Annotated in this window: 11 protein-coding genes; 5 read left to right on the top strand and 6 right to left on the bottom strand. The window is 72.1% G+C overall.

Features of this window, described 5'->3' with window-relative positions; genetic code table 11:
• Positions 1-18 precede the first annotated feature (18 nt).
• Entirely contained in the window at positions 19-810 is a 792-nt protein-coding gene (locus ACA514_RS21195; protein ID WP_375042923.1) for a mycofactocin-coupled SDR family oxidoreductase, read from the bottom strand.
• Between the two features lie 28 nt (positions 811-838).
• Positions 839-1,672: a mycofactocin-coupled SDR family oxidoreductase gene (locus tag ACA514_RS21190; protein WP_375042922.1), complete on the bottom strand. Its 834-nt coding sequence runs from the start codon at positions 1,670-1,672 to the stop codon at positions 839-841.
• Between the two features lie 157 nt (positions 1,673-1,829).
• Here ACA514_RS21190 and ACA514_RS21185 point away from each other — a divergent pair, with 157 nt between their 5' ends.
• From ACA514_RS21185 to ACA514_RS21175, 3 genes are all read left to right on the top strand, one after another.
• The gene (locus tag ACA514_RS21185; RefSeq protein ID WP_375042921.1) at positions 1,830-2,765 is read left to right on the top strand and encodes a helix-turn-helix domain-containing protein; all 936 of its coding nucleotides are present in this window, start codon (positions 1,830-1,832) and stop codon (positions 2,763-2,765) included.
• Positions 2,766-3,030: 265 nt separating this feature from the next.
• Positions 3,031-6,102 (top strand): glycosyl hydrolase, encoded by a 3,072-nt coding sequence (locus ACA514_RS21180; RefSeq protein ID WP_375042920.1) that lies wholly within the window; start codon positions 3,031-3,033, stop codon positions 6,100-6,102.
• Positions 6,103-6,192: 90 nt separating this feature from the next.
• Positions 6,193-7,335, top strand: coding sequence for an agmatinase family protein (locus ACA514_RS21175; RefSeq protein ID WP_375042919.1), 1,143 nt, complete (start codon positions 6,193-6,195; stop codon positions 7,333-7,335).
• Positions 7,336-7,360: 25 nt separating this feature from the next.
• Here the strand turns inward: ACA514_RS21175 and ACA514_RS21170 are convergent, their stop codons facing one another.
• Entirely contained in the window at positions 7,361-7,801 is a 441-nt protein-coding gene (locus tag ACA514_RS21170; RefSeq protein ID WP_375042918.1) for a MarR family winged helix-turn-helix transcriptional regulator, read from the bottom strand.
• Positions 7,802-7,985: 184 nt separating this feature from the next.
• Between ACA514_RS21170 and ACA514_RS21165 the strand changes: the two genes are divergently transcribed.
• Together ACA514_RS21165 and ACA514_RS21160 are read left to right on the top strand one after the other, a co-directional pair.
• Positions 7,986-9,458, top strand: a complete 1,473-nt coding sequence (locus tag ACA514_RS21165) for an MFS transporter (RefSeq protein ID WP_375042917.1) — start codon at positions 7,986-7,988, stop codon at positions 9,456-9,458.
• 164 nt (positions 9,459-9,622) lie between these two features.
• Entirely contained in the window at positions 9,623-11,986 is a 2,364-nt protein-coding gene (locus ACA514_RS21160; RefSeq protein WP_375042916.1) for a hypothetical protein, read from the top strand.
• A 100-nt stretch (positions 11,987-12,086) separates the two neighbouring features.
• Here ACA514_RS21160 and ACA514_RS21155 read toward each other — a convergent pair whose 3' ends face one another.
• The 3 genes from ACA514_RS21155 to ACA514_RS21145 form a co-directional block, all read right to left on the bottom strand.
• Positions 12,087-12,824: a spermidine synthase gene (locus tag ACA514_RS21155; RefSeq protein WP_375042915.1), complete on the bottom strand. Its 738-nt coding sequence runs from the start codon at positions 12,822-12,824 to the stop codon at positions 12,087-12,089.
• A 111-nt stretch (positions 12,825-12,935) separates the two neighbouring features.
• Positions 12,936-14,168, bottom strand: a complete 1,233-nt coding sequence (locus ACA514_RS21150; protein WP_375042914.1) for a cytochrome P450 — start codon at positions 14,166-14,168, stop codon at positions 12,936-12,938.
• The gene (locus tag ACA514_RS21145) at positions 14,165-14,755 is read right to left on the bottom strand and encodes a TetR/AcrR family transcriptional regulator (protein ID WP_375042913.1); all 591 of its coding nucleotides are present in this window, start codon (positions 14,753-14,755) and stop codon (positions 14,165-14,167) included. The genes ACA514_RS21150 and ACA514_RS21145 overlap by 4 nt, the downstream gene beginning before the upstream one ends.
• Positions 14,756-14,767 lie beyond the last annotated feature (12 nt).

Here is a 14,767-nt window from a genome sequence, read left to right as displayed (position 1 = left end):
GGCCGGGCGGCCCCCGGGCTACCTGATGGTGACACCGGCGTCGACCTTGAACTCCAGGCCGGTGACGTGCCGGGACTCGTCGGAGACCAGGAACAGGACGGCGTTGCTCACGTCCCGGGCCTCGACCATCGGGACCGGGAGCGCGTTGGCGTAGATGGGCGCGAGGTCGGGGCGCTGCTCGGCGAGCAGGCCGTGCAGCGAGGCCGGCGCCATGCCGGTCGCCACGCCGGTGGGATGGACGGTGTTGACGCGGATGCTCTGCGCCGCCAGCTCGTTCGCCAGCGCCTGGCTCATCCCGACCACGCCGTGCTTGGACGCGGTGTAGGGCGTCGTGAGCGGGCTTCCCTTGATGCCGGCGGCGGAGCTGATGTTGACCAGGCTGCCGCCGTGCTCGATGAGGTGCGGGATCGCGGCGACGCAGGTGTTCCACGAGCCGATGAGGTTGGTGTCGAGCACGAGGCGCCACTGCTCGGGCGTGGTGGTGTCCCAGGTGCCCGCGGTGAGCACGCCCGCGTTGGCGACCGAGGCGTCCAGGCCGCCGAGTTCGGCCGCCCCGTCGGCGACGGCCTTGCGCATCGCCTCGGCGTCGCGTACGTCGGCGACCTTCGCCACCGCGCGGCGGCCCTGGTCGCGCACCAGGCGGGCGGTCTCTTCGAGGTCCTCCTTGGTGGACAGCGCGTACTCCAGGCCGGGCGGCGACTCGCACAGGTCGACCAGGACCAGGTCGGCACCTTCCTCGGCCAGCCGCACCGCGTGGCTGCGCCCCATGCCGCGCGCCGCCCCGGTGACCAGTACCCGCTTTCCCGCCACGCGTCCAGACATCGTGCCGCCCGTCCCGTCAGAGCTTGTTGTTGAAGCCGGCGTCGACCGGCATCGCCACGCCGGTGATGAACTTGGCCTGGTCGGAGGCGAGGAACGCGACGGCGTCGCTGATGTCGCCGGGTTCCAGCATGTCGATCGGCATCGGGTTCTGCAGGTGCGGCCCGCCGCCCTCGGGGTTCTGCTCGAGCCACTCGGTCATGCCCGGATTGACGGCCATCATCGTCCGGACGGCGGTCGGGTGCACCGTGTTGACCCTGATGCTGTGCGGCGCCAGCGCGTTGGCGAAGGTGCGCATCAGCCCGACCACGCCGTGCTTGGACGCGGCGTAGCCGACCCCGCCGCCCTGCGTGCCGCCGAAGCCGCGCAGCCCGGCGGTGGAGCTGGTGATGATGACCGAACCGCCGCGACCGCCCTCGACCAGGTGCGGCATCGCCGCCTTGAGGGTGTTGAACGTCCCCGACAGGTTCACCCCGACGACGGCGTCCCAGTGTTCGAGCTCTTCTTCGATGGTCAGCTCGCGGAACGCCATCGGGGCGATGCCCGCGTTGGCGCAGACGATGTCGAGCCGGCCCAGTTCGGCCACGCCGGCGTCCAGCGCGGCGCGCAGCCCGTGGAAGTCGCGCACGTCGGCGACGCTCCCGATCATGCGCCGGCCCTGCTCCTTGACCAGCGCCTCCGTTTCGGCCAGCTCCTCGGGGCTGCCCATCGCGTAGCTGTTGGCGGGGATGTCCGCGCAGATGTCGACGCCGATGATGTCCGCGCCCTCGCGGGCCAGGCGCACCGCGTGGCTGCGCCCCTGCCCGCGTGCCGCACCCGTGATGAAGGCGACCTTGCCGTCCAGTTGTCCCACTGCTTCTCGGCCCTTCCCGCTCCATGCCGGCGCGCGGCGACGCGCTTGCGTGCTGCGTCGCGGCCGCTGATCGAACCGATCCTTCGCATTGCTATAACAAAAAGTTCTTTGCAGTCAAGAGCCGGAGACCGTCCCGGAATCCGGTAGGTTGTGCTCCATGGCTCGTCCTGCGCCTGCGTCCACCCGCGCGGCGACGATCATCTCCTTCCTCACCGCGCATCCCCTGCAGGGCTTCACGATCAGCCAGCTCGTCCAGCACCTCGGGATGAACATCGCCTCGGCCCACGCCACGCTGGCCGTGCTGAGCGACTGCGGGTTCGTCCTGCGGGACCCCGTCCACCGCACGTACGCGCTGGGGCCGGCGCTGGCGGCGACGGGCTTCGCGGCACTGGAGCGGCACCCGTCGATCGGCGCCGCCATCGCCCAGGCCGAAGTGCTCGCCGCCGAACTCGAATGCGAGACCGGCGTCACGGCCGTCGCCGGGCGCGACATCGTCATCCTCGCCCAGCGTGGCCCGGAGCCGGCCATGTCGGGCATCGGCTATCCCGGCGACCGGTCGCCGCTGCTCGCCCCGATGGGCGCGCCGTTCCTGGCGTGGGCGGACGACGGAGCCGTCACCGCCTGGCTGGAGCGCGCCGCCGTCGCGCCGCCGCTCGACGCCCTCTACCGGCGCATCCTCGCCCAGGTGCGCGCCCACGGCTACAGCGTCGCCACGTCCGCGATCGCGGCGCCGGCGGTGGTCGAGGCCATGAGCCGGCTGCGCGCCGAACCGACCGATGACGGCGCGGAGCAGAACCTCACCGAGGTCCTCCAGGCGGCCGACGAGATGCTCGTGCTCTTCGACGGGCTTGCGGATTCGGACGAGATCGTGTTCAAGGCGATCGCCGCACCGGTCTTCGACCCGACCGGCCGGGCGCTGCTGGCGCTCAGCATCACCGGATCCGGGGAGCCGGTCCGCGTCGACCGGGTCCTGGCCCTCGGCCGCCGGCTGGTCCGGGCGGCGGGAATCGCGACGCGCGAGTCCCGGGGCCGCGTGCCGCGCCGCGACGCGCAGCGCGCCGGAACCGAGCCCGCCGACGCGCTCGGCGGCTGACGCCGGACCGCGCCGGTTCCGGAGCCGGGACCTGTTGACGGGCTTTCGCCGGGGATGTTAGACATGGCCCCTCCCAGCCTGCTGAACACCTGTTCGGCACACCCGGCTATTAAAACGTTTTAATGAGGAGTGGCACGTGACGGCCGTCCCCCCACCCCGGCGGCGCGGGCTCCGCCGACGTACCGCGCGCACCACCCGGCCGAGGGCGTCCCTGCCTGGCCGTGGCACCGCGAAGGTGCTGGTCGCAGGAGCGGCGGCCGCCGGCATGAGCATCGTCCTGACGGCCGGTGCCGTCGCCGCGGCCCCGTCGTCCCCGCCGAGGACCGCCGCCGGCGCACCGGATCGCGTACCGGCCCTGACAGCCGCCAGTTTCCAGAATCCGCCCGCGAGCGTCCGGCCCAAGTACCGGTGGTGGGTGCCGCTCGCCGACACCGACGACGGCGAGCTGCGCGCGGAGGTCGAGCAGATCGCGGACTCCGGCGCGGGCGGTGTGGAGGTGGCCCCGTTCGGCGTGCCGGGAGCCGGGAACCAGGAGGCCGGCTTCCTGAAGACCTATGGCTGGGGCACCGCGTTGTGGACGCACAAGCTGCAGGTCATCCTCGCCGAGGCGAACAAGCACGGCCTGACGGTGGACCAGAACATGGGTCCCCACTACCCGCCGACCGTGCCCACCGTCAAGGACGTCAACGATCCGGCGGCCGCCCAGCAACTGGTGTACGGCTCGGCGTTCGTGAAGGCAGGGGCGGCCTTCACAGGGAACCTGCCCGCTCCCGGGGCGGGCGTGCCGGCCGGAGCGAAGACGACTCTGGTCGCCGTCGCCGCCGCCAAGTGCGCTGAGGACGGGTGCCCCCTCCCCGAAGGCGCCTCACGGAAGCTGGATCGCTCGACGGTCACCGACCTGACCAGGCAGGTGAAGAACGGCGAGCTGACCTGGACCGCGCCCGCCGGCTCGGGCACCTGGGCGCTGCTCGCCTTCTACCAGACGGCGGACGGCCTGACGAAGACGGCGTTGTCCGCGACCTCGCCGAACTACGTCGTCGACCACCTGAGCGGCACCGGAGCGAAGGCGGTCGCCTCCTTCTGGAATTCGGCGATCCTCACTCCCGGGACGCAGCGGCTCATCGACCGCATGAACGGGCGCGGCTCCATCTTCGAGGACTCCCTGGAGATGGGCTCCAACCAGCTCTGGACGTGGGACTTCGCGAGCCAGTTCACCAAGCGCCGCGGCTACTCCGTCGTCGACGCGCTGCCGGCCCTCACCGGCGTCGGCGCCCAGGGAACGGCGACACCGGGGTTCGACTTCGGCGACGGCAGCGGGGCCCGCTACCGGCAGGACTACCGCCAGACCTGGAGCGACCTCTACATCGACCGGTACGTCACCGGCCTGCAGCGCTGGGCCGAGTCGCACGGGCTCGACTACCGCGCCCAGCCCTACGGCAACCCCATCCAGACCGGCAGGGCCGCCCAGGTGACGGGCGTCCCCGAGGGCGAGTCGCTCAACTTCGGCAGCCCCAACGCCTACGGCGCCGAGCAGGACTACAAGGTGCTCGCGGGCGGAGCCCACACCGCCGGCACGACGCGGGTCTCGACCGAGTGCTGCGCCGTCTTCAACGGCGCCTACCGGTCCACCGTCGCCGGACGCGACCTGAACCAGGACATCGAGACCGCCCAGCCGTGGGTCAACGGCGACGCCCGGAACGGCAACCTCGACACCGCCTACAAGGCGTTCGCCGGTGGCGTCACCCAGGTCGTCTGGCACGGCTTCGCCTACAAGGACGCACCGGCCGGGCTCGCCTCGCCGAATCCCGGCGAGGGCGGCGCGTGGCCCGGCTACAACCCGTGGAACATCCGCGGCTACCTCAACGTGGGGGAGCTGTTCGGGCCGCGCATCCCGCAATGGCAGGACTACCGGTCCGTCAACGACCACCTGTCCCGCCTCCAGCTCGTCCTGCGGCAGGGCAGCCCGCGGCTCGACCTGGCCGTCTACTACCAGGACCTCGGCCTCGCCGGGCAGAGCGTCAGCCCGCAGGAGGCACCGGAGCACATGCTCGGCGTCGACTCGGCCACCGCCGCCGCGGGCTACACCTACGAGTACCTGACGCCTGACACCCTCGCCGGCGCCGCCTACAAGGGCCACCGCCTCTTCCCCGACGGGGCCGCCTACAAGGGGCTCGTGCTGAACGACCAGACCACTATCACCACCGACGGCGCCGAGCGCGTCCTCGCGCTCGCCCGCCGCGGCCTGCCCGTCTTCGTCATCGGCGCGACCCCGTCGGCCGTGCCCGGCGCGGCCTCCGTCGGCCAGGACGCACGGGTCAAGGCTCTGACCGCGCGGTTGCTGCGCCAGCCGAGCGTCCGGCGCCTCACGAGCGAAGCCGAGCTGCCGGCCGCGCTGGACGAGGCCGGCCTGCGGCCCGACGCCAAGGCCGCCTCGGCTCCGGGCGCGCTCGAGACGGTGCACCGGAGCGCGGACGGCACCGACTACTACTTCGTCTACAACCGGTCCGCCGCTCGAGTCGACACCACGATCTCCCTCAACGGCAGCGGACGCCCCTACCGGCTCGACACCTGGAAGGGCGCCGTCGAGCCGATCGCCGCCTACTCCAAGGACCGGGACTCGGTCAGGGTCCCTGCGAAGCTGGGCCCGTACGGCGTCACCGTCTTCGCGGTGAGCGGCAAGGGAGACGGCGCCGAGCCGGGCACCCGGCACGCCGTCAGCGCGACGACGGACGTCCGGTACAGCGGTGACGGCTCGCTTCTGGCGCGTGCCACCGGCGCCGGTACCTACACCGCCGCCCTCGACAACGGCCGCACGGCCTCCACCGTCATCAAGAGCGTCGCGTCCCGGCAGACGCTGACGTCGTGGCGGCTTTCCGCCGAGTCCTGGACACCGGGAGCCGGCCAGGACAAGACGACCAAGACCACACTGCCCGCGACCGAGCTGACCGCCGGGCAGGACGGTGCCCTACCGCCCTGGAACGAGATCACCGGCCTCGGCCATGCCTCCGGCATCGGCGCCTATACGACCACCGTCGTGCTGCCCGCCGGCTGGACCGGGCGCAACGGCGCCTACCTGGATCTCGGCAAGGCGGCCGACACCGTGCGCGTCGAGGTCAACGGCCAAGCCGTCAACGGCATCGACCAGAGCGACATCAGCCGCATCGACCTTGGCGGACGGCTGCGCCCCGGCTCCAACACCATCACCGTCACCGTCGCGACCACCCTCTACAACGCGGTGCACGCCACCGGGGGCGCCACCTACCGCGCGCCCGATCAGCGAACCGGCCTGATGGGCCCCGTCGTCCTGACCCCGTACGCCGAAGCCCCGCTGCGCTGAGACCGGAGGAAATCCGAGTTCCGCGAGCTTGCGCCGGTGCTCGCCGGGTAACGCTTGCATGCCCCCCTCGACGCGACAGGGGAGGCGTTCGTGGCCGAGCAGACCGAGCGTGAGGGCGCGTGGGCCCAGCGGGCCGAGGCCGAGCTGCCCGCCCGCAGGCACCAGGAGGAGGTCGAGCGGCGTCTGGCCCACGGGCTGGACGCCGCTCCCACGATCGGGGACCGGACGATCCCGACCTTCGCCAGAGGCGAGATCCCGCACTTCGCCGGCGAGACCGGCACCTTCCTGAAGTGCCCGTACGTGGAGGACGTCCACGACGTGGGGGACGCGGAGGTGGCCGTGTTCGGCGTCCCGCTGGACGCCGGCGCGACCTACCGGCCGGGCACCCGGTTCGGCCCGCAGGGCATCCGCCGCTGCACCGGCCTGTTCGGCACCTACAGCTACGAACTCGGCGTCGATCTGCGCGAGCAGCTCAACATGGTCGACATCGGGGACGTGTTCACCATCCCCGGCAACCTGGAGAAGTCCTTCGACCAGATCAGCCAGGCGATGTCGCACGTGGTGGCCGAGGGGGTGTTCCCGGTCGTCCTGGGCGGAGACCACTCGATCGGGTTCCCCACCGTCCGCGGGCTGACGCCCCATCTGGACGGCAACGTCGGCATCATCCACTTCGACCGGCACGTGGACACGCAGGAGACCGACCTCGACGAGCGCATGCACACCACCCCCTGGTTCCATGCCACCAACATCAAGAACGCCCCCGCGACCAACCTGGTCCAGATCGGCATCGGCGGCTGGCAGTCGCCGCGCGCCGGCGTCAAGGTGGGCCGGGAGCGCGGTACCACGGTCATCACGGTCGGGGACGTCGAACGCGTCGGTGTGGAGAAGGTCGCCGAGACGGCCCTGGAGATCGCCTGGAAGGGCGCCGAGGCCGTCTACCTCTCCTTCGACATCGACGTGATCGACGCCGGGTTCGTCCCGGGCACCGGCTGGCCGGAGCCCGGCGGGCTGCTGCCCCGCGAGGCGCTCAACCTGGTGCGGATGGTCTCCGAACCGGGCCTGGCCGGCATCGAGGTCGTCGAGTGCTCGCCGCCCTACGACTGGGCCGAGACGACCTGCCTGCTGAGCAGCCGGATCGTCCTCGACAGCCTCGCCGTCCAGGTGCGCTCGGGCAGGCTGGGCCGCAGGCCCTCCACCTCCGGGCGGGACGCGTGGGGCCCCTACCCGCCCTGATCGTTCCGGCACGTCCGGGAGGTCTTCACGGGCGCGGCCAGGTGCGTCCGGAGAGGCGCTCGATGTCGGTGTTGAAGCGCCGCAGGTAGGCGGTGAAGGCGGCGATGTCCTCGTCGGTCCAGTCGGCCATGACCTTGTCGAGGCCGCTGATGATGCTGTCGCGCTCCTGGTCGAGCAGGCGGGCGCCCTTGGCGGTGATGCGGAACTTGCGGGCGATGCCGCCCTCGGGGTCGGGGATGCGTTCGACGAGTCCCGAGCGCATCGCCGCGGCGGTCTGCCGGTTGAGGGTGGAGGAGTCGAGCCCGAACGCCTCGCTCAGTTCGCTGATGGACATCGGGCCCTGGACGCGGATGCGGCTGAGCAGGACGTAGGCGCTGCGGTCCAGGGCTCCCGACCGGTGGCGCAGCAACTCGTGCCGGCTGAGGAGCATCTGCTCGTACTCGAGCCGGTGGGTCGGCTTGGTCATGCTCGGTGCCTCCTGCTCCTGCCGGGCCGCCCGCGCACCCGGGGCGCGGCGGCGGCCTGGGTCCATCATCCCACAGCATATGTATCGGGCATATGATATGTATGATGCACTTCGAGTGCATGATGCATATGTCGCCTCCGAAGCACCCGAACCCGACACGGACTCCATGACGAGGAGCTTTTCCATGGTCGCCTCCCCATCCACGGCCTCCCCGCCCGCGAGCCGGGCGGGCGGCGTGGTCGCCACGCTGGCGCTCGCCGGCGTGACCGCGTCGATCATGCAGACGCTGGTGACCCCGCTGCTGGCGGACCTGCCCGCGATCCTGCACACCTCCTCGTCCAACTCCGCGTGGGTGATCACCGCGACGCTGCTGGTGGCGGCGGTGTGCGTGCCGGTCTTCGGCCGGCTGGGCGACCTGGTGGGCAAGCGCCGGATGCTGCTGGTGTGCTCGGCTCCGCTGGTGGCGGGGTCGGTGGTGTGCGCGCTGTCGTCCTCGGTCGTCCCGATGATCATCGGACGGGGCCTGCAGGGCATGGGCATGGGCATGGTGCCGCTGGGCATCGCGCTGCTGCGCGACGTCGTCCCGCAGGAACGGCTCAGCCCGTCGATCGCGCTGGTCAGCGCGTCCATGGGCATCGGCGGCGGCCTCGGCCTGCCGATCGCCGCCGCGATCGCCCAGTACGCCAGCTGGCGCGTGCTGTTCTGGGGCTCGGCGGGCCTGGCGCTGGCCGTCGCGGTGCTGATCTTCCTGCTGATCCCCGACGTGCCCGCCGGCGCCAGGGGCGAGCGCTTCGACGTCCCCGGCGCGGTCGGGCTGGGGATCGGGCTGGTGTGCCTGCTCCTCGCGGTCTCCAAGGGCGCCGACTGGGGCTGGGGCTCGGCCGCCACGCTCGGGCTGTTCGCCGCCGCCGTCGTGGCGCTGCTGGCCTGGGGCGCCTGGGAGCTGCGCACCCGGCAGCCGATCGTCGACCTGCGCAGCACCGCCCGTCCGCGGGTGCTGCTGACCAACCTGGCCTCGATCTTCGTCGGGGTCGGCATGTACTCGGCCATGCTGGTGATGCCGCAGCTGCTGCAGTTCCCCAAGGCCACCGGCTACGGGCTGGGCCAGTCGATGCTCGCCGCCGGCCTGTGGATGGCCCCGGGCGGGGTGATGATGATGCTGGTCTCCCCGCTCGGCGGCAAGCTCACCAACGTCCGCGGACCCAAGTTCACGCTGATCTCCGGGGTCCTGGTGCTGGCCGCCGGATACGGGGTGTCGCTGGCGCTGATGGGCTCGGCCTGGGGCATCATGCTCGCCCTCATGGTCATCAACAGCGGCGTCGGCCTGGCCTACGGCGCGATGCCCGCCCTGATCATGGGCTCGGTGCCGCTCTCGGAGACCGCCGCCGCCAACGGCTTCAACACCCTCATGCGCTCGCTGGGCACCTCGGTCGGCGCCGCCGTGATGGGCGTGGTCCTGGCGCAGCTGACCACCACCATGGGCGGCCACACCCTGACCTCCGAGAACGGCTTCCGCACCGGCCTGCTGATCGGCTGCGGCATCGCCCTGCTGTCCGCGCTCGTCGCGGCCACCATCCCCGCCGCCCGCCCCGCCGCCGCCGGCGGCCGGACCGCGGAGCCGAGCGCCGTCCCCGCGCAGGCCAGGATCGGCAAGTGACCCCGGCGGGCGGTCGCGAGGTTAACGGGGCGGCAATGATCGCGTAACGCGACCGCGCCGGTGGGTGCGGTCCCATGCGAGGGCAAACCTCACAAACCCCTCCTGACATCGTGCAACCCTCCCGTCGCACGATGTTTCGGGGTTCTGTCCTCGAAAGGCACCGCATGCGCGTGCACAGACGCGGCCGGCAGGCCGCCGTGGCGGTGACGGCCCTGGCGGCGGTCGTCCTGTCCGTCTCCCCGGTCAACGCCGCACCGACCCCCCCGTCCTGGACGGTCGAGAAGGTCCAGGGCGGGCACCGCCTGACCCTCCGGCTGGACGCGCCGCTGCCCGTCCGCGACGCCATCCCGGAACTGGCCGTGGACGGGAGGTCGCTCGGCCCGGCGCAGGAGTCCCCCGACGGGAGGACCCTGACCATCGTCACCGCCGCCCCTGAGGCCGCCGACCCGTCGTCGGTCAAGGTGGCCTGGAACGGCGAGGTGCCGTCGACCGCGGCGCCGAAGTCGGCCAAGGCCGCGCCGGCGCCCGCGCCGTCCGCCAAGGGCGGGAAGCTTCCGGTCGACCCGGCCGATCCCGGTCCGTACAGCGTGAAGGTGACCGGCTACGACCTCGGTGACACCGCGATGGAGCTGTCCGGTCTCGGCGGCCGCAAGGCCGAGATCCGCGCGGAGGCGTACCTGCCGGACAAGCGGGGCAAGGGGCCGCTCGTGGTGTTCCTGCACGGACGCCACTCGGCCTGCTACGACCCGGTCGCCTGGACGACGTCGAACTCCCAGTGGCCCTGCCCGGCCGGGCAGAAGCCGATCGACAGCTACAAGGGATACCAGGAGCCCGCGAAGGTCCTGGCCAGCCACGGCTACACCGTCGTGTCGATCAGCGCGAACGGCGTCAACGCGGCCGACAACCCCTACAGCGACGACCGCGGCGCCCTCGCCCGCGGCGAGCTGGTGATGCGCCACCTGGACCTGCTGGCCCAGGGCACCAAGGGCAAGGGCCCGCTCGGCGCGATCTTCGACAACCGGCTCGACATGAACGACATCGGGCTGATGGGGCACTCGCGCGGCGGTGAGGGCGTGGTCAAGGCCGCCCTGCTCAACGACGGCCGCGACCACCCCTACGGCATCAACGCGGTGCTGCCGCTCGCGCCCACCGACTTCGCGCGGGCGACGCTGCCGAACATCCCGATGGCGGTGCTGCTGCCGTACTGCGACGGCGACGTCTCCAACCAGCAGGGGCAGCACTTCTACGACGACACCCGGTACGCCGACGCCGGCGACCGCTCGTTCCGCGCCGCCCAGCTGGTCATGGGCGCCGACCACAACTTCTTCAACACCGAGTGGACGCCGGGGACGGCGCACTTCCCGGCGGGCGACGACTGGTCCAACAACGCGGACCCGGTCTGCGGGAACACCGCGCCCACCCGGCTGTCGGCCGCCGAGCAGTACAAGGTCGGCACGGCCTACATCGCCGGGTTCTTCCGGCTCGTCCAGGGCGGTGAGGACGCGTTCCTCCCGCTGTTCGACGGCAGCGGCGGCACCGCCGCCTCGGCGGGCCGCGCGGTCGTGCACACCGTCGCCCAGGCCCCGGCGAAGGAACGTTCCGACGTCGCCTCGTTCACCTCGCTGCCGGGCTCGGTCACCGTCGGCGGCGCGGCCACCGGCGCGATCTGCGCGAGCATGTTGGATCGCTCCATTCAGAGCGGCCTGCCGTCCTGCGCGACCCGGCTCACCACCTCGCAGGCGCCCTCGTGGACGCCGGCGACCTACGCGCCGAACGTGCCGTCCACGCCCGTCCTGCACTTCACCTGGACGGACCCGACCGGATACGTCAACGCCGCCGTCCCCGCCAAGTCCGGGAACGTCAAGCGGTACGACGCGCTGACGTTCCGCGCCGCGCTGGACGAATCCACCACCGCGGCGGACCTGACCGTCACCGTCGCGGACGACAAGGGCGGCAGCAAGAGCGTCCGGCTGTCGGACGTGAGCGACGCGCTCACCCCGTTCCCCGGCACCGTCTCGCCGCTGCCCAAGACCTGGCTGCGGACGGTGCGGATCCCGACGTCCGCGCTGAAGGGCGTCAAGCTGTCCTCGGTCGCCTCCGTCCGCGTCTCCGCGGCGAGCGGCACCGGCGGCGTGTACCTCGCCGACCTGGCCTTCACCGGTGCGGACACCGGCAAGGCGGACGCGTCGGCGCTGCCGCAGGTGTCGGTGGGGGACCTGACCGTTCCCGAGGGCGACGGCCCGGGCACCGCGACGATGACGCTCACGCTGTCGCGCACGAGCACCGTCCCGGTGACGGTGAACGTCCAGTCGATCACCAGCGGCGCGGCACCGGTCATCGCGCAGGTCGCCCGGCAGGTCGTCGTCCCCGCCGGGGCGACGTCGGCCTCCTTCGAGGTGCCGCTGGCCGGTGACACGACCGCCGCGGCGGCCGTCCAGTCCTACCAGGTGGTCGCGTCCGCACCCGAGAACGCCGAGATCGGCGACGGCTTCGCCCGTCTCGTCGTGACCGACGACGAGACGGCCTGACCCTCTCCCGCGCCGGGCGCGGCCGCCGGCATTCCGGCGGCGGCCGCGTCCCGGCGGGTGATCGGTCCTGTCGCAGACCACCGCGATCGAGCCCGGTCGGTCATGACCGTACGTTTGAATCGGCCTCGGCGGGCGTGCGCGCGATGTACACCGTGTTGGCGGCGGTGCCGTCCTGGAGTGGGTTGGGGAACTCGACGACGTGCGCCGTGACCTCGGAGAAGACCGTTTCGAGGACGGCGGTGAACGCCTCGTCGGGGGGCTCGTTCGACCAGAGCGCGAAGACGCCGCCGGGGTGGATCCGCCGGGCCAGCCTGCCCAGCGGCTCGGGCCGGTAGAACGACGCGTGACGCGGGTCGAGGACGTGGCTCGGCGAGTGGTCGATGTCGAGCAGGACGGCGTGGAAGCGGGGTCCGGGCGGTTCCTGGCCGACCGGCTCCTCCGCCATGGCGAAGAAGTCGCCCTGGACCAACTGGCAGCGGTCGTCGGCCGTCAGCCGCTCGCCCAGCGGGATCAGCCCTTCACGGTGCCACTCGATCACTTCGCCGAGCGTCTCGATGACGACGAGCGAACGCACGCGGGGGCTTTCCAGGACGGCGCCGGCGGTGTAGCCGAGCCCGAGTCCTCCGACGGCGATGTCGAGACCGGTGCCCTCGAGCGCGGCCAGGCCGAGCCGTGCGAGTTCGGTCTCGCCGGCCGTCCAGAGGCTCGACATGAGGAACTCGTCATCGAGTTTGATCTCGTACACCTCGACGCGCAGGAGAGGATCCCTGCGGCGCCGCAGGCTGATGGCGCCCATGGGCGTCGGGCGCCAGTCGAGCTCTTCGAACAGTGCGCCCATGCGGTCCTCGTGTTTCGGTAGTGGTTCTCGAAGGGCGTCGCCAATCTTCCACCATCATGCTCCACCGACCGGGGCCGGCTGGTCCCGAACGGTCAGACCGCGTCCACTTCGCTAGGTCAGGGTCAGCGGGAATGTGCGCAGGCCGCGCAGTACCGGGCTGTTGATCCGCTCGGGTTCGCCCGCCGCGCGGGGCGTCAGCCCGAGCCGGAACAGCGACTCGATCGCCACCGTGCTCTCCAGGCGGGCCAGGGCGTGCCCGATGCAGAAGTGGATGCCGGTGCCGAAGGCCAGGTGGTCGATCCGGCCGCGGTCGAGGCGGAAGGCGTCGGGGTCGGGATGGTGCCGGGGATCGCGGTTGGCGGAGGCGATGAGCGGCAGCACGCGTTGCCCGGCGGGGATGGTGACGTCGCCGAAGGTGACGGCGGTCCTGGTCATCCGCAGCAGTCCCTGGCCGGGTCCGTCGTAGCGGAGGGTCTCCTCCACGGCGGCTCCGGCCAGGCCAGGGTCGGCTTGGACCGCCTCCAGCGCCTGCGGGTTGTCCAGCAGGGCCAGCACGGTGTTGGAGATGAGGTTCGTCGTCGTCTCGTTGCCGGCGACCAGCAGCAGGATGCAGAACGTGATGAGTTCGCCGGTGCCGAGCGGCGCCTCGTCGTCGTCGGCGCCCTCGGCCACCAGCAGGCTGATCAGGTCGTCGCGCGGGTTCCTGCGGCGCTTGCGCACGGCGCCGGCGAAATAGGCCGCCATCGCCCCCGCGCCGTGCAGCGTGTTGCGGACGGGCCCCTGGGTCAGCAGGCCGTCGATCGCCTTGTCCGACCACCGCTTGAACCGGTCCTGCATCTGCGACGGCACCCCCATCATCTCGGCGATCACCGTGGTCGGCAGCGGCGACGCCAGGTCGCGCACCAGGTCGACCGGTGCGTGCCGCGCCGTCATGCCGGCGAGCAGCCGCTCGGTGATCTCCCGGACGCGCGGCTCCCACGCCGCGATCCGGCGCGGGGTGAAGGCGCGGGCGACCTTGCGCCGCAGCATCGTGTGGTCGGGAGGGTCGCTGGTCAGCAGGACGCGGGGCGCGGGCAGCCGCCGGGCCGCCCGGGCCACCGCGCCGGGCACCTTCACCGCCGGGTTGAACGGGTTGGCCGACAGGTCCGACCAGGGGCCGCCGGTGTCGGAGGAGAACCGGCCGGCGTCGCGCACCGCCGTGGCGACGTCGTCGTGCCGGCTGAGCACCCACAGGTCCCGGCCGGGGTCGTGGTGGACGGGCGCATGCTCGCGCAGCCAGGCGTAGTGCGGGTAGGGGTCCGCGATCAGTCCGGGGGCGCCGAGGTCGAACCCGGCCCGGGTCATCGCCCGGCTCCCAGGACGAGCAGAAGGGACTCGACCCACTGCCGGACGAATCGTTCCTCGTCCATGCCGAACGGCGGGCCGCCGTGCAGGTCGCACCTCAGCCAGTAGTTCTCCAGTGCCCCCAGCCAGAGCACGGTGAGCGCCTCGAAGTCGAGGCCGGGCGCATCGGGGGCCTTGGACGCCAGCCATCCGGCAAGGAAGTCGTAGGACTGGGCGAACAGGCGGGTGCGCGCGTCGGTCATCACCGCCGGGAACTGGTCGCTCTCCTTGGTCATGACCCGGATGAGGTGGCGCCAGTTGTTCATCAGGACGAGCGACCCGCGGGCCACCAGCGTCAGTTCGGCCCTGAGGTCGCCCAGCGGCAGCATCGGCGCCAGGGCGAAACCGGTCTCGGCGAGGCGGACGGCGTCGTCCACCGCCGCCGACATCACCTCCTCCTTGGATCTGAAGTGGGTGTAGAGCGCGCCGGACCGCGGGGACAGTCCGGCCGCCTGCTCGATCGCCCCGATCGAGGTCGCGGCGTATCCCTTCTCGGCGAACAGGCGGAGCGCCTCGGTGATGATCCGTTCGCGGGTGCCGTCGGCCATGAGCCGTCCAAT

It is taken from the genome of Actinomadura sp. NTSP31 (genome assembly GCF_041951385.1).
In the GTDB taxonomy this organism is placed as follows: Bacteria; Actinomycetota; Actinomycetes; order Streptosporangiales; family Streptosporangiaceae; genus Spirillospora; species Spirillospora napierensis.
The sequence above is the reverse complement of the archived record's forward strand: the minus strand, read 5'-3'. Positions and strand labels throughout refer to the sequence as shown.